Origin of the sequence: Kiloniella sp. (assembly GCF_965205715.1) — a bacterium.
GTDB lineage: Bacteria > Pseudomonadota > Alphaproteobacteria > Kiloniellales > Kiloniellaceae > Kiloniella.
The window spans coordinates 1,554,038-1,568,275 of sequence record NZ_CBDBHW010000014.1; the positions used below are offsets into that span (position 1 = coordinate 1,554,038).

Sequence of the window (14,238 nt, forward strand, 5' to 3'; positions counted from 1 at the left end):
ACGTCACGCTCACAGATAACGGGCGCCATAACGGTTACTGATTATAAGATCAAGGCGACGACTGTGTAGTTTTTTCAGCGAATAATCGCCCTCTTTGTGAACCTCTATATTTTTCAAGATATTTTGAACAACAGCCTCATCAAACTTTGTCCCGTAGCTTAGATCCTTCACCACACCAATTCTTAAGTCCTGAAACTCGGATAGGTCACCTGAATATACCAGGTCTGCATTTTTATGGGCAAAGAAGCTGATGGTTTGATCCATTACACTTTCACGAGAGAAATCAAGATAGGTTTCACGCTCTTTAGTCTTGAAAGCGACGAAGATATCTATCTCCCCCTCTTTTCCCATCCGAATAATCCGCGACCAGGGAAAAACCTCCACACGAAGTCTATACCCCATGCGCTTAAAGCACTCGCGAATAATATCTATGAACAGTCCTTTGACCTCTTCATCCTGCTTATATTCATAGGGTGGATAATCAGCTGTTACTCCAAAGATGATTTCATCCCCAAAGCTTTTGGTATTGATAAGTAGCATGGCCAGAAGAGCCAAAATATAGCTTTTCACTTTTCCCTCACATTGGATTCCAATTATAAAATCAAGGAAACCCAGTGTTGGTTCTGTCTTTTTGCAAATATTTTAAAGCAAAATCTTTAAGATATCTTAAGGCAAAAAATACCGTAAATACGACATTTATTTCAAGGGACGATGCCTCTACCTTCCTTACAACCAATCGGAGCATAGAGAAATCCTCGGGCTAACGCTTTTTACAGATACAACACATACCCGCCCCGTACTCCGCAGAAAGTGTCGGTTTTGTGACATGCACTTTCTGCATATCCGAGTTGTAGGATTGCCACTCGTAAAAATAAATCAGTGGGATTATATCTGTTTCATCGGACGAACACGAACCTTTCGCGAAGCGTCTAAACTTTATATCTACTGTTTAGGAGTTAACAAAATGGCTACAGTAACCTTCACTGAAACACTTCCAGTAAACCCAGCTGCAAACTATGCAGATCGTATTGGTTTTGCTCTTGGTAATCTTTTTGTTTCTGCGATTGAAGCCATTGAAAGTTACAAGCTTCGTCATGAAACTCGCGTTGCTCTTGAAAAATGCAGCGACGCACAACTAGAAGACATCGGTCTAGTACGCGGCGATATCGCTGGTATCGTTGCTAAACTCTAATTATTAGAGCAGACCGTGTTCACAGAAAGCTCGCGCAGAAACGTTCATGATCTTCCTTAAATAAGATTTTAGATACTGCGCTGGTAGCTTTCACGATTAAAAGACCCTGACGATAAAATCGTCAGGGTCTTTTTTATTTGTATTCAGAAATCATCGCCGAACAAGACGGGGTTATTAACGTTCAATTATTTATGAAAATAGCAACCACTGCCATAGTTGATTGCTTTAGTTATTTCCGGCGGGATTTAAACTGCTGTACAGAAAACAACATGACGATGTTGACCTTATCATTATCGTGCGAAAGCGGTAGAAACAGAGTCTCGTCGTAAATTACCTGGCCATGATCTTCGGACTCATTGTTATGGTCGTATATAAAAGATCTGCTCTCACAGACATAGTTATAATTTTCTTCAACTTCTTCCAACAACGCTCCATAAAAAGATTCTTTCACCCTTTTTCCGGTTGGATCGTTACCGCGAATTTCCACTTCTTTGGTGCCAACTAACCTGTAACAGTAATCCCCTGTTTCCTGATCCACATCTACCAGTGTAATGCTGGGTAAAAACTCTTTCATTTCCATGGGATCAAAATCTTGACGGCAAGGCATTTTACGCCCCTGTTTTTTTGAGCAATAAAATTCATAAAATTCACGAATTTTCGCATCACAAACAGCGAGGAAACTCTCGTCGTAAGTCTTATTTGACGTAAAGCGTAACTGTATCACCTAAAAACCCACTCCCTGTAGATACAAACTATTATAACCGTTTTTTCGGCTTTGTTATATTCTCTTACTTAAATAGAGCATTTTATTGTTATAGAGCCGCTCCCAGCAACTCTCAAACAATCTCAAGCGGACAATTCTTGCCACTTTAAGCCCAAAATATCAATTAGGCTACAACGGTTCTGGTTTTGTCAGTGGACAAGTTTCAGGAAAACACAACCTTGCTGTTGTCCCCTTACCCGGTGCACTTTCAATCTCCAGCGATCCACCATGCATTTCGATAAAAGATTTTACCAACGGTAATCCTAAACCGGTACCAAAATCAGAAGCCGTGGAAACATCGCCCACTTGTCTGAAAGGTAGAAGCGCCAACTCCAGATCCGCTTTATTCATGCCAATACCCGTATCTTGTACAGTAATGATGTTTCGTCCCCGATCATCAGCTGTAAAGCCAAGGGTTATCTGCCCCCCAGCAGGGGTATATTTGCAAGCATTCGAAAGGAGGTTAACCACCATTTGCTTGGTCATTCGCGTATCTGCACAAAAATGAGCGTCTGGTTTTTGAACTTGGACATCAACAATAACTTCTCGTGCCTTAGCAAGCCCGCTGGTTAATCGGGCACATTCCTTGATAATTTCATTGGCATTTAACCATTGGCAATCCAATTCCATTTTCCCGGATTCAATTTTTGCCAGATCGAGTATATCATTGATAATTGCAAGGAGGTGTTTGCCGCTTTCATTAATCATCCCGGGATATTCTTGATAGCGTTCATTCCCAACCGGGCCAAAAATCTGCTCCTGCATAAGGGATGAAAAACCAATAATTGCATTCAAGGGGGTGCGTAATTCATGGCTCATCATCGCCAGGAATTCACTTTTCGACCGATTGGCTTGCTCCGCAGCAATTTTTGCGTCCACAGCATGTTTATGGGAAAGCGCCATCGAATTTGCGGCCTCGTTCATTTCGTCGCGGTAATTCCTCTCCCGTGTGATATCCCGCCTTAGGTTGACAAAACCAACTCCCGGTATCCGCATTTCATGAACAAGATGCCACTCCCGGGTCGTATTTTGCTCAAACGGTCCATCTTGTGGATTGTGTAACCTTTCCATTCTTTTTTCGAGATAGGCCTCCGGGTTTTCAACACAAAGAGGGTCAAGGATCGCACCTGGCTGCGCCATAGAAATCCGGACAATATCCAGATAGTGTTTTCCTTCCAGCTCTTCAAAGGGAGGCATATAAGGGAAAAATTTTCGATAAGCATTATTGAAATAGATAAGACGATCATCCGTATTATAGATAATCATGGCGTCAGGCATATGCTGGACAGCAAGGCTCAATAGAGCCCCAATTCTGGATTGGCGTAATCCTTCTGAAGCAGGGGTTAAAGTCACAACAATCTGACGTTGCCCCTGTAATTCAATAACCCCGACGGACCCTCGACAAACCAAGGACTGACCATTGGCGTGAATAAGAGTAATCGGGCACTTCTCCGCTTTGTTGAGTAGATTTAGGATTTCAAATAGAGCATAGATTGATTATCTGGAATGGATGATTGTCTAATTTTGAGTTTGAAGTATTCGGTATCCTTGATGCCTCTGGCTCGCTTACGGATCATTCCTATACTGACATTACCAGCCTCTATCCTGGCGCTTGTGAGCTTGTGTTTGGCGTAGTTGCAGATGCCCACACAATGTTTCCGTAGGGATTTCGCGAACTTTTTTAGATAGAGCATCTGTGACTGATCTGCTATCAGGCACCAACGTTCCAGTTGCTCCGCCATCGCCTCAAATGAAGCGGCACTCCACAGCAGCTGAAGCTGTTCTTTCAAGACGTAAAGTGCATTCAGGTTGCTATTGCTCTCCAGCAACCTTTGCAGCTTGTCACTTTGTTTTTCACTCAACTTATCCGCATTTTTGAGCAACAGATAATGTGTCCCTTTCATCAACTCTTTACCACTTGGATCGGCCTTTCTGAACTCAAGTCGACGCTGATTATGGATAGCTTTGCTGTAGTTTTTCATGACGTGGAAACGGTCAAATACTATGTCGGCCAACGGCAAGGACTCTCTGACAGCCTTTTGGTAGGCAGGCCCCATATCCATCGCTACGGCCTTTATTTTGCAGGCTGTATCTGGTTGCAGTTGTTTCAAAAACCTTGAAAAAACCTCGGCAGTTCGGCCTGCTTCAACCCAGATCAGATGACCGCCAACCATATCGTAGACCACCGTCATGTAGTCATGACCTTTCGCCCGGGCAACTTCATCTACACCAATATATTCCAAGCCAGTTAGCTCTGCAGGATCAAGCGTAGGGAGAGTTTCAATAAGGTATGCCCTGTCGATATTCTTGACCGTTTCCCATCGTATATCCAAATGTCTGGAAACCGCTTGAATAGACATATGCCGACATAATCCACTGATCAGTCGGCAAAATCGGTGAGTGAAACGGCACCCTTTATCAACAAAATCACACCCCTCAATGCGGCGTTCGCCCTTGTTAATATAAACCTGCGCCAGCTCAATCTCGACCACACAAGGATACCCAAAAAGGGGGATGTCGTTTACTTGTCGGCGGACATGCTGGTTGATGCTTCCCTTCTGGCCTGTAGCAGGGTCTATAGCCCTCCTACGCGCGTCTCGGCTGCAGTGAATGACAATCTTAACACCGCCGTCATCCAGTTTAATTTCATTTACACGTTGCCCTTTGAGGCCTAAAATATGCTGCGAGATGTTGATTGTCATATACCTGCTCTATGTAAAGTTATCAGAAACCATACATATCAACAGGTTACTTGGCGGTCGGCATCTTTTTCTACTCAACAAAGCGGAGAAGAGCCAAAAGATAGTTATCTTGGGAAACGTAACCGATGTTCCGACGTAAATCAGCTGGGTCGATTTGGCGTATATCCGTGCCATCGGCAAGAACGGAACCTTCATCCGGATCATATAGACCCAGGCACAAACGAGCGATTGTTGATTTTCCCGAACCAATACGGCCAAGAACACCCACGCGCTCACCGGGTTTGATTTTAAGGCTGACCGCATCAAGGGCCTTAATTTCCTGGCCGGGATAGTTAAAGGTTACCTTCTTAAGTTCCATCTCACCACTTAGTCTTGGACGGTGCAGATAGGATTTATCCTCTGATCTCTCAACTTCGGAATTCATGATGTTATCGAGTGATTTCAACGCCACGCGAGATTGTTGTAGCCGTGTCAGCATCCCAGCAATCGTGCCAAGTGGTGCCAAAGCGCGGCCGCTGAGCATGGTCGATGCAACCAATGCACCCATGGTCATTTCTTTTTCGATAATCAGGAACACGCCCACAATAACAACGACGACGGTTGTCATTTGAATAGCAAGTTGGGCAAACGTTGTTGAAATACCTGAAAGTAATTTTGCTTTACCAGCTGATTCTGCTGTTAGACCTACAAAACGTTCCCATGACCGCTGGATACGTCCTTCGGCTGCTGTTGTTTTGATGGTTTCTAGGCCATCGATGGTTTCAACCAACAAAGCATGTTTCTGACTTGATTCCTTATGGGTTTTCTCGATCACTTTTCTAAGTGGTATTTGAAGGAAGACACCCACCAAAATCACGACAGGGACCACAACCAATGGCACAGCTGCGATTTGCGGTGCGGCAACGATTGAGATGATCCAAATGAAGAGGAAGATAAACGGTAAGTCGATCAAGGCGACCAAAGTACCTGAAGTGAAAAAGTCACGCAGTGATTCAAATTCACGGAGGTTGTTGGCCATAGCCCCAGTAGATGGGGGTTTGTTGGAAAGTTTCATTGCCATCAATTGTTCTAGCAATCGGCTGGCAATGAGAACGTCAGCATTTTTACCCGCGACATCTACTAGATAGGTCCGCAGGTTTTTCATAATAAATTCGAATAAGAATACAGTCGCAACGCCTATCGCCAATACGGCCAGGGTCGCACTCGCGCCATTTGGAACAACGCGGTCATATACGTTCATAATGAACAGCGGACTTGCGATCGCAAACATATTGATCAGGATCGAAGCCAACATAACGTGACTGTAGATAGGCCAGAATTTGAGCAGGGTTCCCCAGAACCAAGCTTTTGGTTTCTTCAGCTGAATATCTGATGCGCGGGAATCAAATTTATACTCTGTGCGGGCAAATATGGCATAGCCGGTGAACTGTTCTTGTAGTTCATCTAGAGGCAGTTCTTTTTGTCCTCGGCCTTCAGGAATGGCAATCGTTGCCTTGCCGAGTTTTGTGTAATTAAGAAGGATACAAGAACCACCATGTTTTAGAAGTAGGATACATGGCAGTGTAACCGGCTGAATCTCTTTGATCGTGGCACGGCGAACAGTACGTGCTGTTAGGCCTGCGCGTTCGGCGGCGCGGACAGCCAGATCAGGCGTAAATTGTGCTCCGCTGTGTGGTAGTCCAGCTTTTAGCGCTTCAACTGATATAGGACGCGACATCATGGATGCGAGCATGTAGACGCATTCTAGAAGAGGATCCTCAAAGTTTACAGATCCTGGATCTATTTGCCATTCAGCTTTTGGCGGTACTCCGCCTTCTATTAATTCTGATGCCTTGAGAGCAGTCACTTTTTGCTCTTCACTGGAACCTTTGTCGCCATCCATTGTTTGGCTCGCCGTGTTCTTTGAATTCATTATACCCCCGTGTCCCCCGAGTTATTTCAGGTTACCCTACGGGAGTGCAGGGGCCTGACTGTAGCAACGATATATCACATTAACCTTAATATTTATCTTACATTGACGGTTTAAGGTTAACGAATAGTTGAATGCATCCCCAAAAGATCTACGGCTTAGGCAAACAATCCTAATTTTGTCAGGATTTAAGCCAGAGATTCGATAGGGATTCTTTCAACTTTTGGTTAATATCATATTTATGGGGCTAGGCCAAAAAACATACGCAGTATTCTTAATCAGCAAAAGCTTGAATAATGAAATTCAAGCTTTTGCCCAGGGTATATCTAGCGGGATGTTTAGCGCCAACACCAAATAAAGATCCCTCTAGAGGATTTAATGTTGGGATTCGCGGTTGTAAAATGAAGTAATTTACTTGGCAGTGACCTCGCCAAGATAAGCTAAGAGATCTTCGATTTGCTTTTCTTTCTTCAGGCCGCCAAATGACATTTTTGTCTTTGGGACAAATTTCTTTGGTTTGGTCAGGAATTGGGTAAGGTTTTCTTCTGTCCAGGTAATTCCAGACGCTTTCATTGCCTTGGAATACTTGTAACCTTCAATACTTGCTGCTGGTCGGCCAATAAGTCCCGTGAGATCGGGCCCGATTTTGTTTTTGCCAATGGCATGGCATGCTTTACATTTATTGAAGACTTTTTTTCCTGCGACAGGATCTCCGGCGAGGGCTGATCCTGAGCCTAGACTAATTACAACAGCCATGCCCAAGATAGCATGTGAAATTCCTGATTTGATTCCCATCGACATAATATTCTTTATCTCCTGTTCGCTGAGTTAATTTAATCCGGTAAACCCCCGGCTATGCCGGGGGACTCTCAATGGTTTGACCGTTCCCACGGTCTTACATTTCTTTGTTTATTGACCAAAATAACAAAGGAATTAGCCGATGAGAGATTACAAAAGCCTTGCACATACGAGATGGGATTGTAAATACCACGTGGTTTTCATCCCTAAACGCAGGCAAAAAGTTATCTATGGCAACCTACGTCAGTATCTTGGTGAAATTTTCCATGAACTGGCCGGGCATCGCGAAAGTAAGATTGAGGAGGGCCATTTGATGCCGGATCACATTCACATGTGTATCAGCATACCGCCCAAACATGCTGTTTCAAAAGTCGTTGGATACCTAAAAGGAAAAAGCGCGATTGCCATAGCTCGAAAATTCAAAAATAAAGCACGGAATTTCAAGGGTGAAAATTTTTGGGCCCGTGGATATTTCGTCTCAACTGTAGGGCTCGATGAACAGATGGTGAGGGAGTATATCAGAACGCAAGAAGAGCGTGATAAGTACTTTGACCAAATGGATATATTCAATCCATAACCGCTTTAGCGGTTCCCAATTTGCCCCTTTAAGGGGCTCACCCGCTTAAGCCCCCGGCTTTGCCGGGGGTCATTTAACTTCTCGGATTTTGTATCCCAGTGTTTTTTTATCAATGACGACTTAGTCGAAAGCGATTTAAGGTCTCGCTTTTGAAAGCCCGACATGTGATTTGAGATGGCATGATGGAGAGAAAATAATTAACTGTCTGTAGCTTCTCTCGAACAAGTGATGGGCTGAGAGAAAACGTTATTGATGCTTGGACAATAAAAAAAACCGAGCTAGAGAGCTCGGTTTTTTTATTTTAATAGAAAGATAGATCAGCTGTTCTCTTTGAGGTAAGCGAGTAGATCTTCAATTTGTTGGCACTTCTCCGCTTTGTTGAGTAGATTTAGGATTTCAAATAGAGCATAGATTGATTATCTGGAATGGATGATTGTCTAATTTTGAGTTTGAAGTATTCGGTATCCTTGATGCCTCTGGCTCGCTTACGGATCATTCCTATACTGACATTACCAGCCTCTATCCTGGCGCTTGTGAGCTTGTGTTTGGCGTAGTTGCAGATGCCCACACAATGTTTCCGTAGGGATTTCGCGAACTTTTTTAGATAGAGCATCTGTGACTGATCTGCTATCAGGCACCAACGTTCCAGTTGCTCCGCCATCGCCTCAAATGAAGCGGCACTCCACAGCAGCTGAAGCTGTTCTTTCAAGACGTAAAGTGCATTCAGGTTGCTATTGCTCTCCAGCAACCTTTGCAGCTTGTCACTTTGTTTTTCACTCAACTTATCCGCATTTTTGAGCAACAGATAATGTGTCCCTTTCATCAACTCTTTACCACTTGGATCGGCCTTTCTGAACTCAAGTCGACGCTGATTATGGATAGCTTTGCTGTAGTTTTTCATGACGTGGAAACGGTCAAATACTATGTCGGCCAACGGCAAGGACTCTCTGACAGCCTTTTGGTAGGCAGGCCCCATATCCATCGCTACGGCCTTTATTTTGCAGGCTGTATCTGGTTGCAGTTGTTTCAAAAACCTTGAAAAAACCTCGGCAGTTCGGCCTGCTTCAACCCAGATCAGATGACCGCCAACCATATCGTAGACCACCGTCATGTAGTCATGACCTTTCGCCCGGGCAACTTCATCTACACCAATATATTCCAAGCCAGTTAGCTCTGCAGGATCAAGCGTAGGGAGAGTTTCAATAAGGTATGCCCTGTCGATATTCTTGACCGTTTCCCATCGTATATCCAAATGTCTGGAAACCGCTTGAATAGACATATGCCGACATAATCCACTGATCAGTCGGCAAAATCGGTGAGTGAAACGGCACCCTTTATCAACAAAATCACACCCCTCAATGCGGCGTTCGCCCTTGTTAATATAAACCTGCGCCAGCTCAATCTCGACCACACAAGGATACCCAAAAAGGGGGATGTCGTTTACTTGTCGGCGGACATGCTGGTTGATGCTTCCCTTCTGGCCTGTAGCAGGGTCTATAGCCCTCCTACGCGCGTCTCGGCTGCAGTGAATGACAATCTTAACACCGCCGTCATCCAGTTTAATTTCATTTACACGTTGCCCTTTGAGGCCTAAAATATGCTGCGAGATGTTGATTGTCATATACCTGCTCTATGTAAAGTTATCAGAAACCATACATATCAACAGGTTACTTGGCGGTCGGCATCTTTTTCTACTCAACAAAGCGGAGAAGAGCCAGTAATCGTATCTCCGATCTCAGCCCAATTTAATTCAAAGTTTTGTGACGCATAGGTTAGATGAGAGCCATCAAGTAAGGCGTGCGGTTTAAGTAACAGTAGTTCATCCCTACTGTATCCCAGCATGCTTGTGGCCTGAGCGTTGGCATCCAGGATGGACGCCCCATTTTCACTCAGTATCAAAACAGTGGCTTCAAATTTTTTTTCGATTTCTGGTGTCGACACCGAAAAATCTGCTGTGCCCCTAATTTCAACAGACATAAATAAACTCACTCCTCATACGAAAACCATACCGTTTCATCGCATGGGTTGAAAGGTTTCAAGATGAATTTCCCCAAAAGACTGAATATTATCACACAAACTCAACTGATCCATCTTCGAATGATAATGATATATACAATCTGAGAATTAACAAATAATTAGCCCTCGAGTTGGCGAGCTTACTGCAAGATCAAAGACTTGGCGAATGTACAACCACCCTATTGAGCCGTATTGAAGAGCCCATCCTAACGATACTTTAACCAGCACAGGATATTCTCACTCAAGGGGTTAGCTCGCCTAAAGGAGCTTAAAATGGAACGTCGCTTATTTCTTGCAGCAATGACAGCCATGATGGGAACAACGTTCAATCGCGTATCCTTGGCTGATACCAGTGTAATCCAACTGGTCTATTTCCATAACTATTCTCCCTTTAGTTGGGACGAAGGAAATGGCATGCAAGGGATCTTGATCGATCTGCTCAACGAAGCTTTGAAAAAGCGAATGAATATCCAGACCATCCATAATGGATACCCTTGGAAACGAGCACAAAAACTTGTCAAAGTCGGCCTTGCGGATGGCTTTTGTACTGTCCCCACTCCTGCCCGTCACGAATATACGGTAATCAGTAGAGAGCCAACTATTCTTGTTACCTTTAATCTCTTTATTAGCCGTGAAAGCAAAAAGCGAGAAGCTCTTCTCAAAGTAAAAAACCTTGAAGACCTCAAAGATTTTCAGATCGGACATTACCTCGGGTCAGGTTGGGCCAATAAAAACCTAAAAGGCCGTGGCTTTAATCTGGACGAGGCTGCGACACTCGATGCTGCCCTTGCTAAACTTGCTGCTGGTCGCGTGGATGTTGTAATAGACACCAGCCAGGTTCTTCGTTATCGAATACAGCAATTAGAATTACAAAATGCCATTGAAGAACTCCCACAAGTATTAGATCAGGCTCCATTTTCTCTATGCATTGGAAAGCACTCTCCTTTCGCACCGATTTTGCCGTATTTTGAATCAACCATGCGCAAAATTCATAAAGACGGCACATTCGATGCGATTGTAAGTAGATATGGATAGGCTCTTTACTAAATCTAGCCTCTAAATAACTAGGAGTGAGTATGGCTGGGCAAATATCATGCAGAAACGACAGGTAACAACTTGATTTCACGGATATCGATTAGATCCCAAACTCTTCCTGTTACATAAGGATCATTATTAACCCATTCATCGAGTGCATCTCTACTTTCGAACGACACGTGTGCACTTGATCCAATCATTTTCCCCTGCGGATCCAAGAGTGCACCTCCGCTCAAAAAATTCCCTGTATCGATTAAGCTTTTGAGCCCTCCAAGATGCTCATCACGCATTTTCATACGCCGATCAATTGCCTCTGTAGAGCGTCAACCACTTTGTCCGGTTGCGTCAACCACCTTGGCCGCTTTTGATGCGGCTGTGATCTGACGTTTATTTACGATGCTTCAGGCATATTTTTCACCTTTTTGTTTGTGGTTTTCCGCAACATTTTTTTGAGATTTTGGGCGGCTTCCCATTGTCTGTAGCTGTCGATATTCATCTCAAGAATGGTTGAGTGGTGAACAAGACGATCGATTGCTGCAACGGTCATGGCCTTATCTTGAAAAATATTGTCCCATCCGCTAAAAGGTTGATTGGCAGCAATTGCAATACTTCGGTACTCATATCGTCTGGCGATCAATTCAAAGAGCACGGATGTTTCAGATATATCCCTTTGTGCATAGGTAATATCATCGAGAATGATGAGATCAAATTTATCGAGTTTTGCGAGGGCGTTTTCGAGCATAAGTTCACGTCTGGCAGCCTGGAGTTTTTGCACCAGATCACTGGTTTGCGTATAGAGCACACGGTATCCAGCCTCTATAAGAGCATAACCTACGGCGCATAGGAGATGAGTTTTTCCTCCCCCTGAATTTCCAATGGCAATCAGATTTGCTCTTGCGTCAATCCAGTCACCGGCAGACAAGGCTTCGACCTGCGCCTTTTTCACGTTAGGCAGCCGCTTGAAGTTAAAAGTGGCCAGAGTTTTTCCGCCCAGCAGGTTTGATGCGTTGAGATGGCGTTGAATGCGTCGCGTGTCCCTTTCGGCCAATTCATATTAGGCCAAAACGGCAAGGAACCTGGCTGCTGACCAGCCCTCCTTGTCGGATTGGATTGCGATATCTTGCCAGTGTTTGTGAAAGCTGGGTAATCGTAAGTCAGTTAGCATAAGAGGCAGCTTGTGCTGATCCACTTCAATGTTTGTCATGCCCGATCCTCCAACAGAGTATCAAAGACTGATAATGAAGGTTGAACCACGGGAATATCAGGAGGTAAATCCGTGTTCTTTTTTGTGATATTCAGCTTAAGTTTTTTTGCGCAAGGTAGCCTTCCTGCATTGATTTCTCTCGAAATCAGGTGCGCGACTTCGGCCTCACAAGCCTCTTCGTGCGCAAGGAAAAGTATCCCAACCATCTGACGACACGCATCTCTGCGGGACAACTTTTTCTGAAACAATGTCCAGGCCAGGGAGTACTCGGTTCTTGGAAAAATACTGTCACGATAAATAGAATTGGCGAGTGCCTGAGGTTTACGTTTGAGAGCATGAATGACGTGATGATAATTGATAACATGAATGCGGGGGCCTTTGCCGTGCCCCCGCTCACGAGAATGGCTGACGACATGAGTGCTGCCTAGATAGGCTTCTATCCGGTTATCGTAAATATGGACACGCAAGCGTTGACCAATTAGGCGAGAAGGGGCGCTATAAAAAACCTGCTTAACTAAAAAACCACTTGTTTTGGTAACTCTCGACACGACTTCAGTGTAATCTGTTGTTCGCCGAGGAGGTAACGCCTTGAGAGATTTCAACTCTGTTTGGATATCTTGGTCACGATGTTTGTTCCGTCTAGCAATCAGCTCGTCCAAAAATCGCCGATACTCATCCAAAGTGTCAAAGTCATTACTGCCACGCAAAATCAGGGCCTGCTTTATCGCAGTCTTAAGGTGACCGTGGTGAGATTCAATGGCACCGTTCTCGTGTGATTCCCCTCTGTTATTTCGACTGGCCTCCATACCGTAGTGCTCAACAAAAGCAGAATAACGTTTGGTAATGTCCTCCTTTTCCTCAACGCTCAAATTCCGAAAGGCCGCAGACAGGCTGTCGGTCCGGTGGTTTTCAGGAGCGCCCCCCAAGGACCAAAGCGCATTTTGTAAGTTCTCCGCAAGGGCTGTAAAACTCTCACCGCCAAGTACGACCCCAACATGTTCCCATCGGCTATATACCAGAACAAAATGATAGAGCCGATGCACCAAAGGATCTCCTGCAATGGTAATACTTAAGTCGGCTGCATCCGTGAAATCTGATTGGCCCATGTAACCCGGCTCAGGTGTTTGCCTGAAAATGATATCCTTTTCAGGGCCATTCAGAGCCCGCCATCCCCGAACTCGGCGCTCTAACGTGCGCTTGACACGGTCATCGGGAAAACGGAGCGGATAGAGGCTCTGTATGTGGCGCAACAAAGTAATGGGTTTGACCGAGTTGTCTTTATCCAAAATGGGAAGGATGTCCTTATCCCAGATATCTTCAAGCGGATCAGAAACTGTTCGCCCTCGCTTTATATTGCGTTGTGACGGTAAAGTCGCATCAACGTCAAATCGGCGGGCCGTGCGTTCGCTAAACCCTGCGCGGGCAGCGGCGGTTCGTTGACCATGAGTTTTTCTATCTGTCATGTAAAGTCTCAGTTGTTCATCTGTGATAAATTTATACGGCAAACAGGTTCCTCCAATTACATCTAGAGGTTCCTAATTTATCAACTCACAGCAGCTTGTAACTAACACCAAATTAAGCCTTGGCCGGTGGATCTGATTATCAAACGGGCACGCCCTTTTTAATGATCAGATCCACCGGCCAAGGTGGTTGTCGCAACCGGCCAAGGTTATTGTCGCTGAACATGCCTCTTCATCCATAAAATCATAAGCCGTTACAACGAATTGCATTTTCTATCCTTTGAAACCACCATCAACAATAGGATAAAATATACAATTTGAAATTTGGTTTTCAAGGGCGAATGTTTTTTTAACACTTCTTCTTTATTCTTCGAATAGCTCAGATCACTTAACCAATTTGGCTGTATTTTTCCAAAGTAAAAATACGACCTTAATTAATAGGTGCCCGATGACTTCTCGCTCGCAAGCAGACTTCTGTAACACTTCTGGTGCATTCAAATTAGTTTTCAGTTCAATCGCTTTGATTATAGGACTCAGCCTCCCCTCTACCAGTCCAACACTCGCAAACAGTATCCCGGAAAG

16 protein-coding genes are annotated in these 14,238 nt (G+C 44.5%); 4 read left to right on the plus strand and 12 right to left on the minus strand.

Annotated elements, in window-relative coordinates:
• Positions 1 to 9: 9 nt before the first annotated feature.
• Positions 10 to 570: a substrate-binding periplasmic protein gene (locus ACOGW3_RS24535; protein ID WP_419905340.1), complete on the minus strand. Its 561-nt coding sequence runs from the start codon at positions 568 to 570 to the stop codon at positions 10 to 12.
• A 394-nt stretch (positions 571 to 964) separates the two neighbouring features.
• Between ACOGW3_RS24535 and ACOGW3_RS24540 the strand changes: the two genes are divergently transcribed.
• Positions 965 to 1,192, plus strand: coding sequence for a DUF1127 domain-containing protein (locus ACOGW3_RS24540; RefSeq protein WP_419905341.1), 228 nt, complete (start codon positions 965 to 967; stop codon positions 1,190 to 1,192).
• Positions 1,193 to 1,421: 229 nt separating this feature from the next.
• On the opposite strand, the gene ACOGW3_RS24545 is transcribed toward ACOGW3_RS24540, so the two are convergent.
• The 3 genes from ACOGW3_RS24545 to ACOGW3_RS24555 all read right to left on the minus strand — a co-directional run bounded on the left by ACOGW3_RS24545 (position 1,422) and on the right by ACOGW3_RS24555 (position 4,657).
• Positions 1,422 to 1,916 carry a PAS domain-containing protein gene (locus ACOGW3_RS24545; protein WP_419905342.1) on the minus strand — a complete coding sequence of 165 codons (495 nt, stop codon included), beginning with the start codon at positions 1,914 to 1,916 and terminating at the stop codon, positions 1,422 to 1,424.
• Between the two features lie 168 nt (positions 1,917 to 2,084).
• Positions 2,085 to 3,365 (minus strand): ATP-binding protein, encoded by a 1,281-nt coding sequence (locus tag ACOGW3_RS24550; protein ID WP_419905343.1) that lies wholly within the window; start codon positions 3,363 to 3,365, stop codon positions 2,085 to 2,087.
• 59 nt (positions 3,366 to 3,424) lie between these two features.
• Entirely contained in the window at positions 3,425 to 4,657 is a 1,233-nt protein-coding gene (locus ACOGW3_RS24555) for an ISL3 family transposase (RefSeq protein WP_419901077.1), read from the minus strand.
• Here ACOGW3_RS24555 and ACOGW3_RS24560 point away from each other — a divergent pair.
• Positions 4,644 to 4,796: a hypothetical protein gene (locus ACOGW3_RS24560; protein WP_419901308.1), complete on the plus strand. Its 153-nt coding sequence runs from the start codon at positions 4,644 to 4,646 to the stop codon at positions 4,794 to 4,796. The two genes, ACOGW3_RS24555 and ACOGW3_RS24560, sit on opposite strands and share 14 nt — an antisense overlap.
• Here the strand turns inward: ACOGW3_RS24560 and ACOGW3_RS24565 are convergent.
• Positions 4,728 to 6,569, minus strand: coding sequence for a type I secretion system permease/ATPase (locus tag ACOGW3_RS24565; protein WP_419901309.1), 1,842 nt, complete (start codon positions 6,567 to 6,569; stop codon positions 4,728 to 4,730). The genes ACOGW3_RS24560 and ACOGW3_RS24565 overlap by 69 nt on opposite strands.
• Positions 6,570 to 6,977: 408 nt before the next feature.
• Positions 6,978 to 7,367, minus strand: coding sequence for a c-type cytochrome (locus tag ACOGW3_RS24570; protein WP_419901310.1), 390 nt, complete (start codon positions 7,365 to 7,367; stop codon positions 6,978 to 6,980).
• A gap of 139 nt (positions 7,368 to 7,506) precedes the next feature.
• Here ACOGW3_RS24570 and tnpA point away from each other — a divergent pair, with 139 nt between their 5' ends.
• Positions 7,507 to 7,941, plus strand: coding sequence for an IS200/IS605 family transposase (gene tnpA, locus ACOGW3_RS24575; protein WP_419901154.1), 435 nt, complete (start codon positions 7,507 to 7,509; stop codon positions 7,939 to 7,941).
• 388 nt (positions 7,942 to 8,329) lie between these two features.
• Here tnpA and ACOGW3_RS24580 read toward each other — a convergent pair whose 3' ends face one another.
• On the minus strand, positions 8,330 to 9,562 hold the full coding sequence (locus ACOGW3_RS24580; RefSeq protein WP_419901077.1) for an ISL3 family transposase: 1,233 nt from the start codon (positions 9,560 to 9,562) through the stop codon (positions 8,330 to 8,332).
• Positions 9,563 to 9,636: 74 nt separating this feature from the next.
• A complete protein-coding gene (locus ACOGW3_RS24585) occupies positions 9,637 to 9,918 on the minus strand; it encodes a PAS domain-containing protein (RefSeq protein WP_419905344.1) in 282 nt (93 codons plus the stop codon).
• A gap of 312 nt (positions 9,919 to 10,230) precedes the next feature.
• Here ACOGW3_RS24585 and ACOGW3_RS24590 point away from each other — a divergent pair, with 312 nt between their 5' ends.
• Positions 10,231 to 10,992 (plus strand): substrate-binding periplasmic protein, encoded by a 762-nt coding sequence (locus tag ACOGW3_RS24590; protein ID WP_419905345.1) that lies wholly within the window; start codon positions 10,231 to 10,233, stop codon positions 10,990 to 10,992.
• Between the two features lie 56 nt (positions 10,993 to 11,048).
• Here the strand turns inward: ACOGW3_RS24590 and ACOGW3_RS24595 are convergent, their stop codons facing one another.
• The 4 genes from ACOGW3_RS24595 to istA form a co-directional block, all read right to left on the minus strand.
• The gene (locus tag ACOGW3_RS24595) at positions 11,049 to 11,300 is read right to left on the minus strand and encodes a YciI family protein (protein ID WP_419905989.1); all 252 of its coding nucleotides are present in this window, start codon (positions 11,298 to 11,300) and stop codon (positions 11,049 to 11,051) included.
• An 83-nt stretch (positions 11,301 to 11,383) separates the two neighbouring features.
• Positions 11,384 to 12,040 carry an IS21-like element helper ATPase IstB gene (gene istB, locus ACOGW3_RS24600; RefSeq protein WP_419905100.1) on the minus strand — a complete coding sequence of 219 codons (657 nt, stop codon included), beginning with the start codon at positions 12,038 to 12,040 and terminating at the stop codon, positions 11,384 to 11,386.
• Between the two features lie 6 nt (positions 12,041 to 12,046).
• Positions 12,047 to 12,196: a hypothetical protein gene (locus ACOGW3_RS24605; protein WP_419905099.1), complete on the minus strand. Its 150-nt coding sequence runs from the start codon at positions 12,194 to 12,196 to the stop codon at positions 12,047 to 12,049.
• On the minus strand, positions 12,193 to 13,701 hold the full coding sequence (istA, locus tag ACOGW3_RS24610) for an IS21 family transposase (RefSeq protein ID WP_419901087.1): 1,509 nt from the start codon (positions 13,699 to 13,701) through the stop codon (positions 12,193 to 12,195). Before istA ends, ACOGW3_RS24605 begins: the two co-directional genes overlap by 4 nt.
• Between the last annotated feature and the right edge of the window lie 537 nt (positions 13,702 to 14,238).

Coding starts and splice junctions, on each gene's coding strand:
- ACOGW3_RS24590 (WP_419905345.1), top strand. CDS start 10,231: ATGGAACGTCGCTTATTTCTTGCAGCAATGACAGCCATGATGGGAACA.
- ACOGW3_RS24585 (WP_419905344.1), bottom strand. CDS start 9,918: ATGTCTGTTGAAATTAGGGGCACAGCAGATTTTTCGGTGTCGACACCA.
- tnpA (WP_419901154.1), top strand. CDS start 7,507: ATGAGAGATTACAAAAGCCTTGCACATACGAGATGGGATTGTAAATAC.
- ACOGW3_RS24570 (WP_419901310.1), bottom strand. CDS start 7,367: ATGTCGATGGGAATCAAATCAGGAATTTCACATGCTATCTTGGGCATG.
- ACOGW3_RS24580 (WP_419901077.1), bottom strand. CDS start 9,562: ATGACAATCAACATCTCGCAGCATATTTTAGGCCTCAAAGGGCAACGT.
- ACOGW3_RS24560 (WP_419901308.1), top strand. CDS start 4,644: ATGTTGATTGTCATATACCTGCTCTATGTAAAGTTATCAGAAACCATA.
- ACOGW3_RS24540 (WP_419905341.1), top strand. CDS start 965: ATGGCTACAGTAACCTTCACTGAAACACTTCCAGTAAACCCAGCTGCA.
- ACOGW3_RS24605 (WP_419905099.1), bottom strand. CDS start 12,196: ATGACAAACATTGAAGTGGATCAGCACAAGCTGCCTCTTATGCTAACT.
- ACOGW3_RS24555 (WP_419901077.1), bottom strand. CDS start 4,657: ATGACAATCAACATCTCGCAGCATATTTTAGGCCTCAAAGGGCAACGT.
- ACOGW3_RS24565 (WP_419901309.1), bottom strand. CDS start 6,569: ATGAATTCAAAGAACACGGCGAGCCAAACAATGGATGGCGACAAAGGT.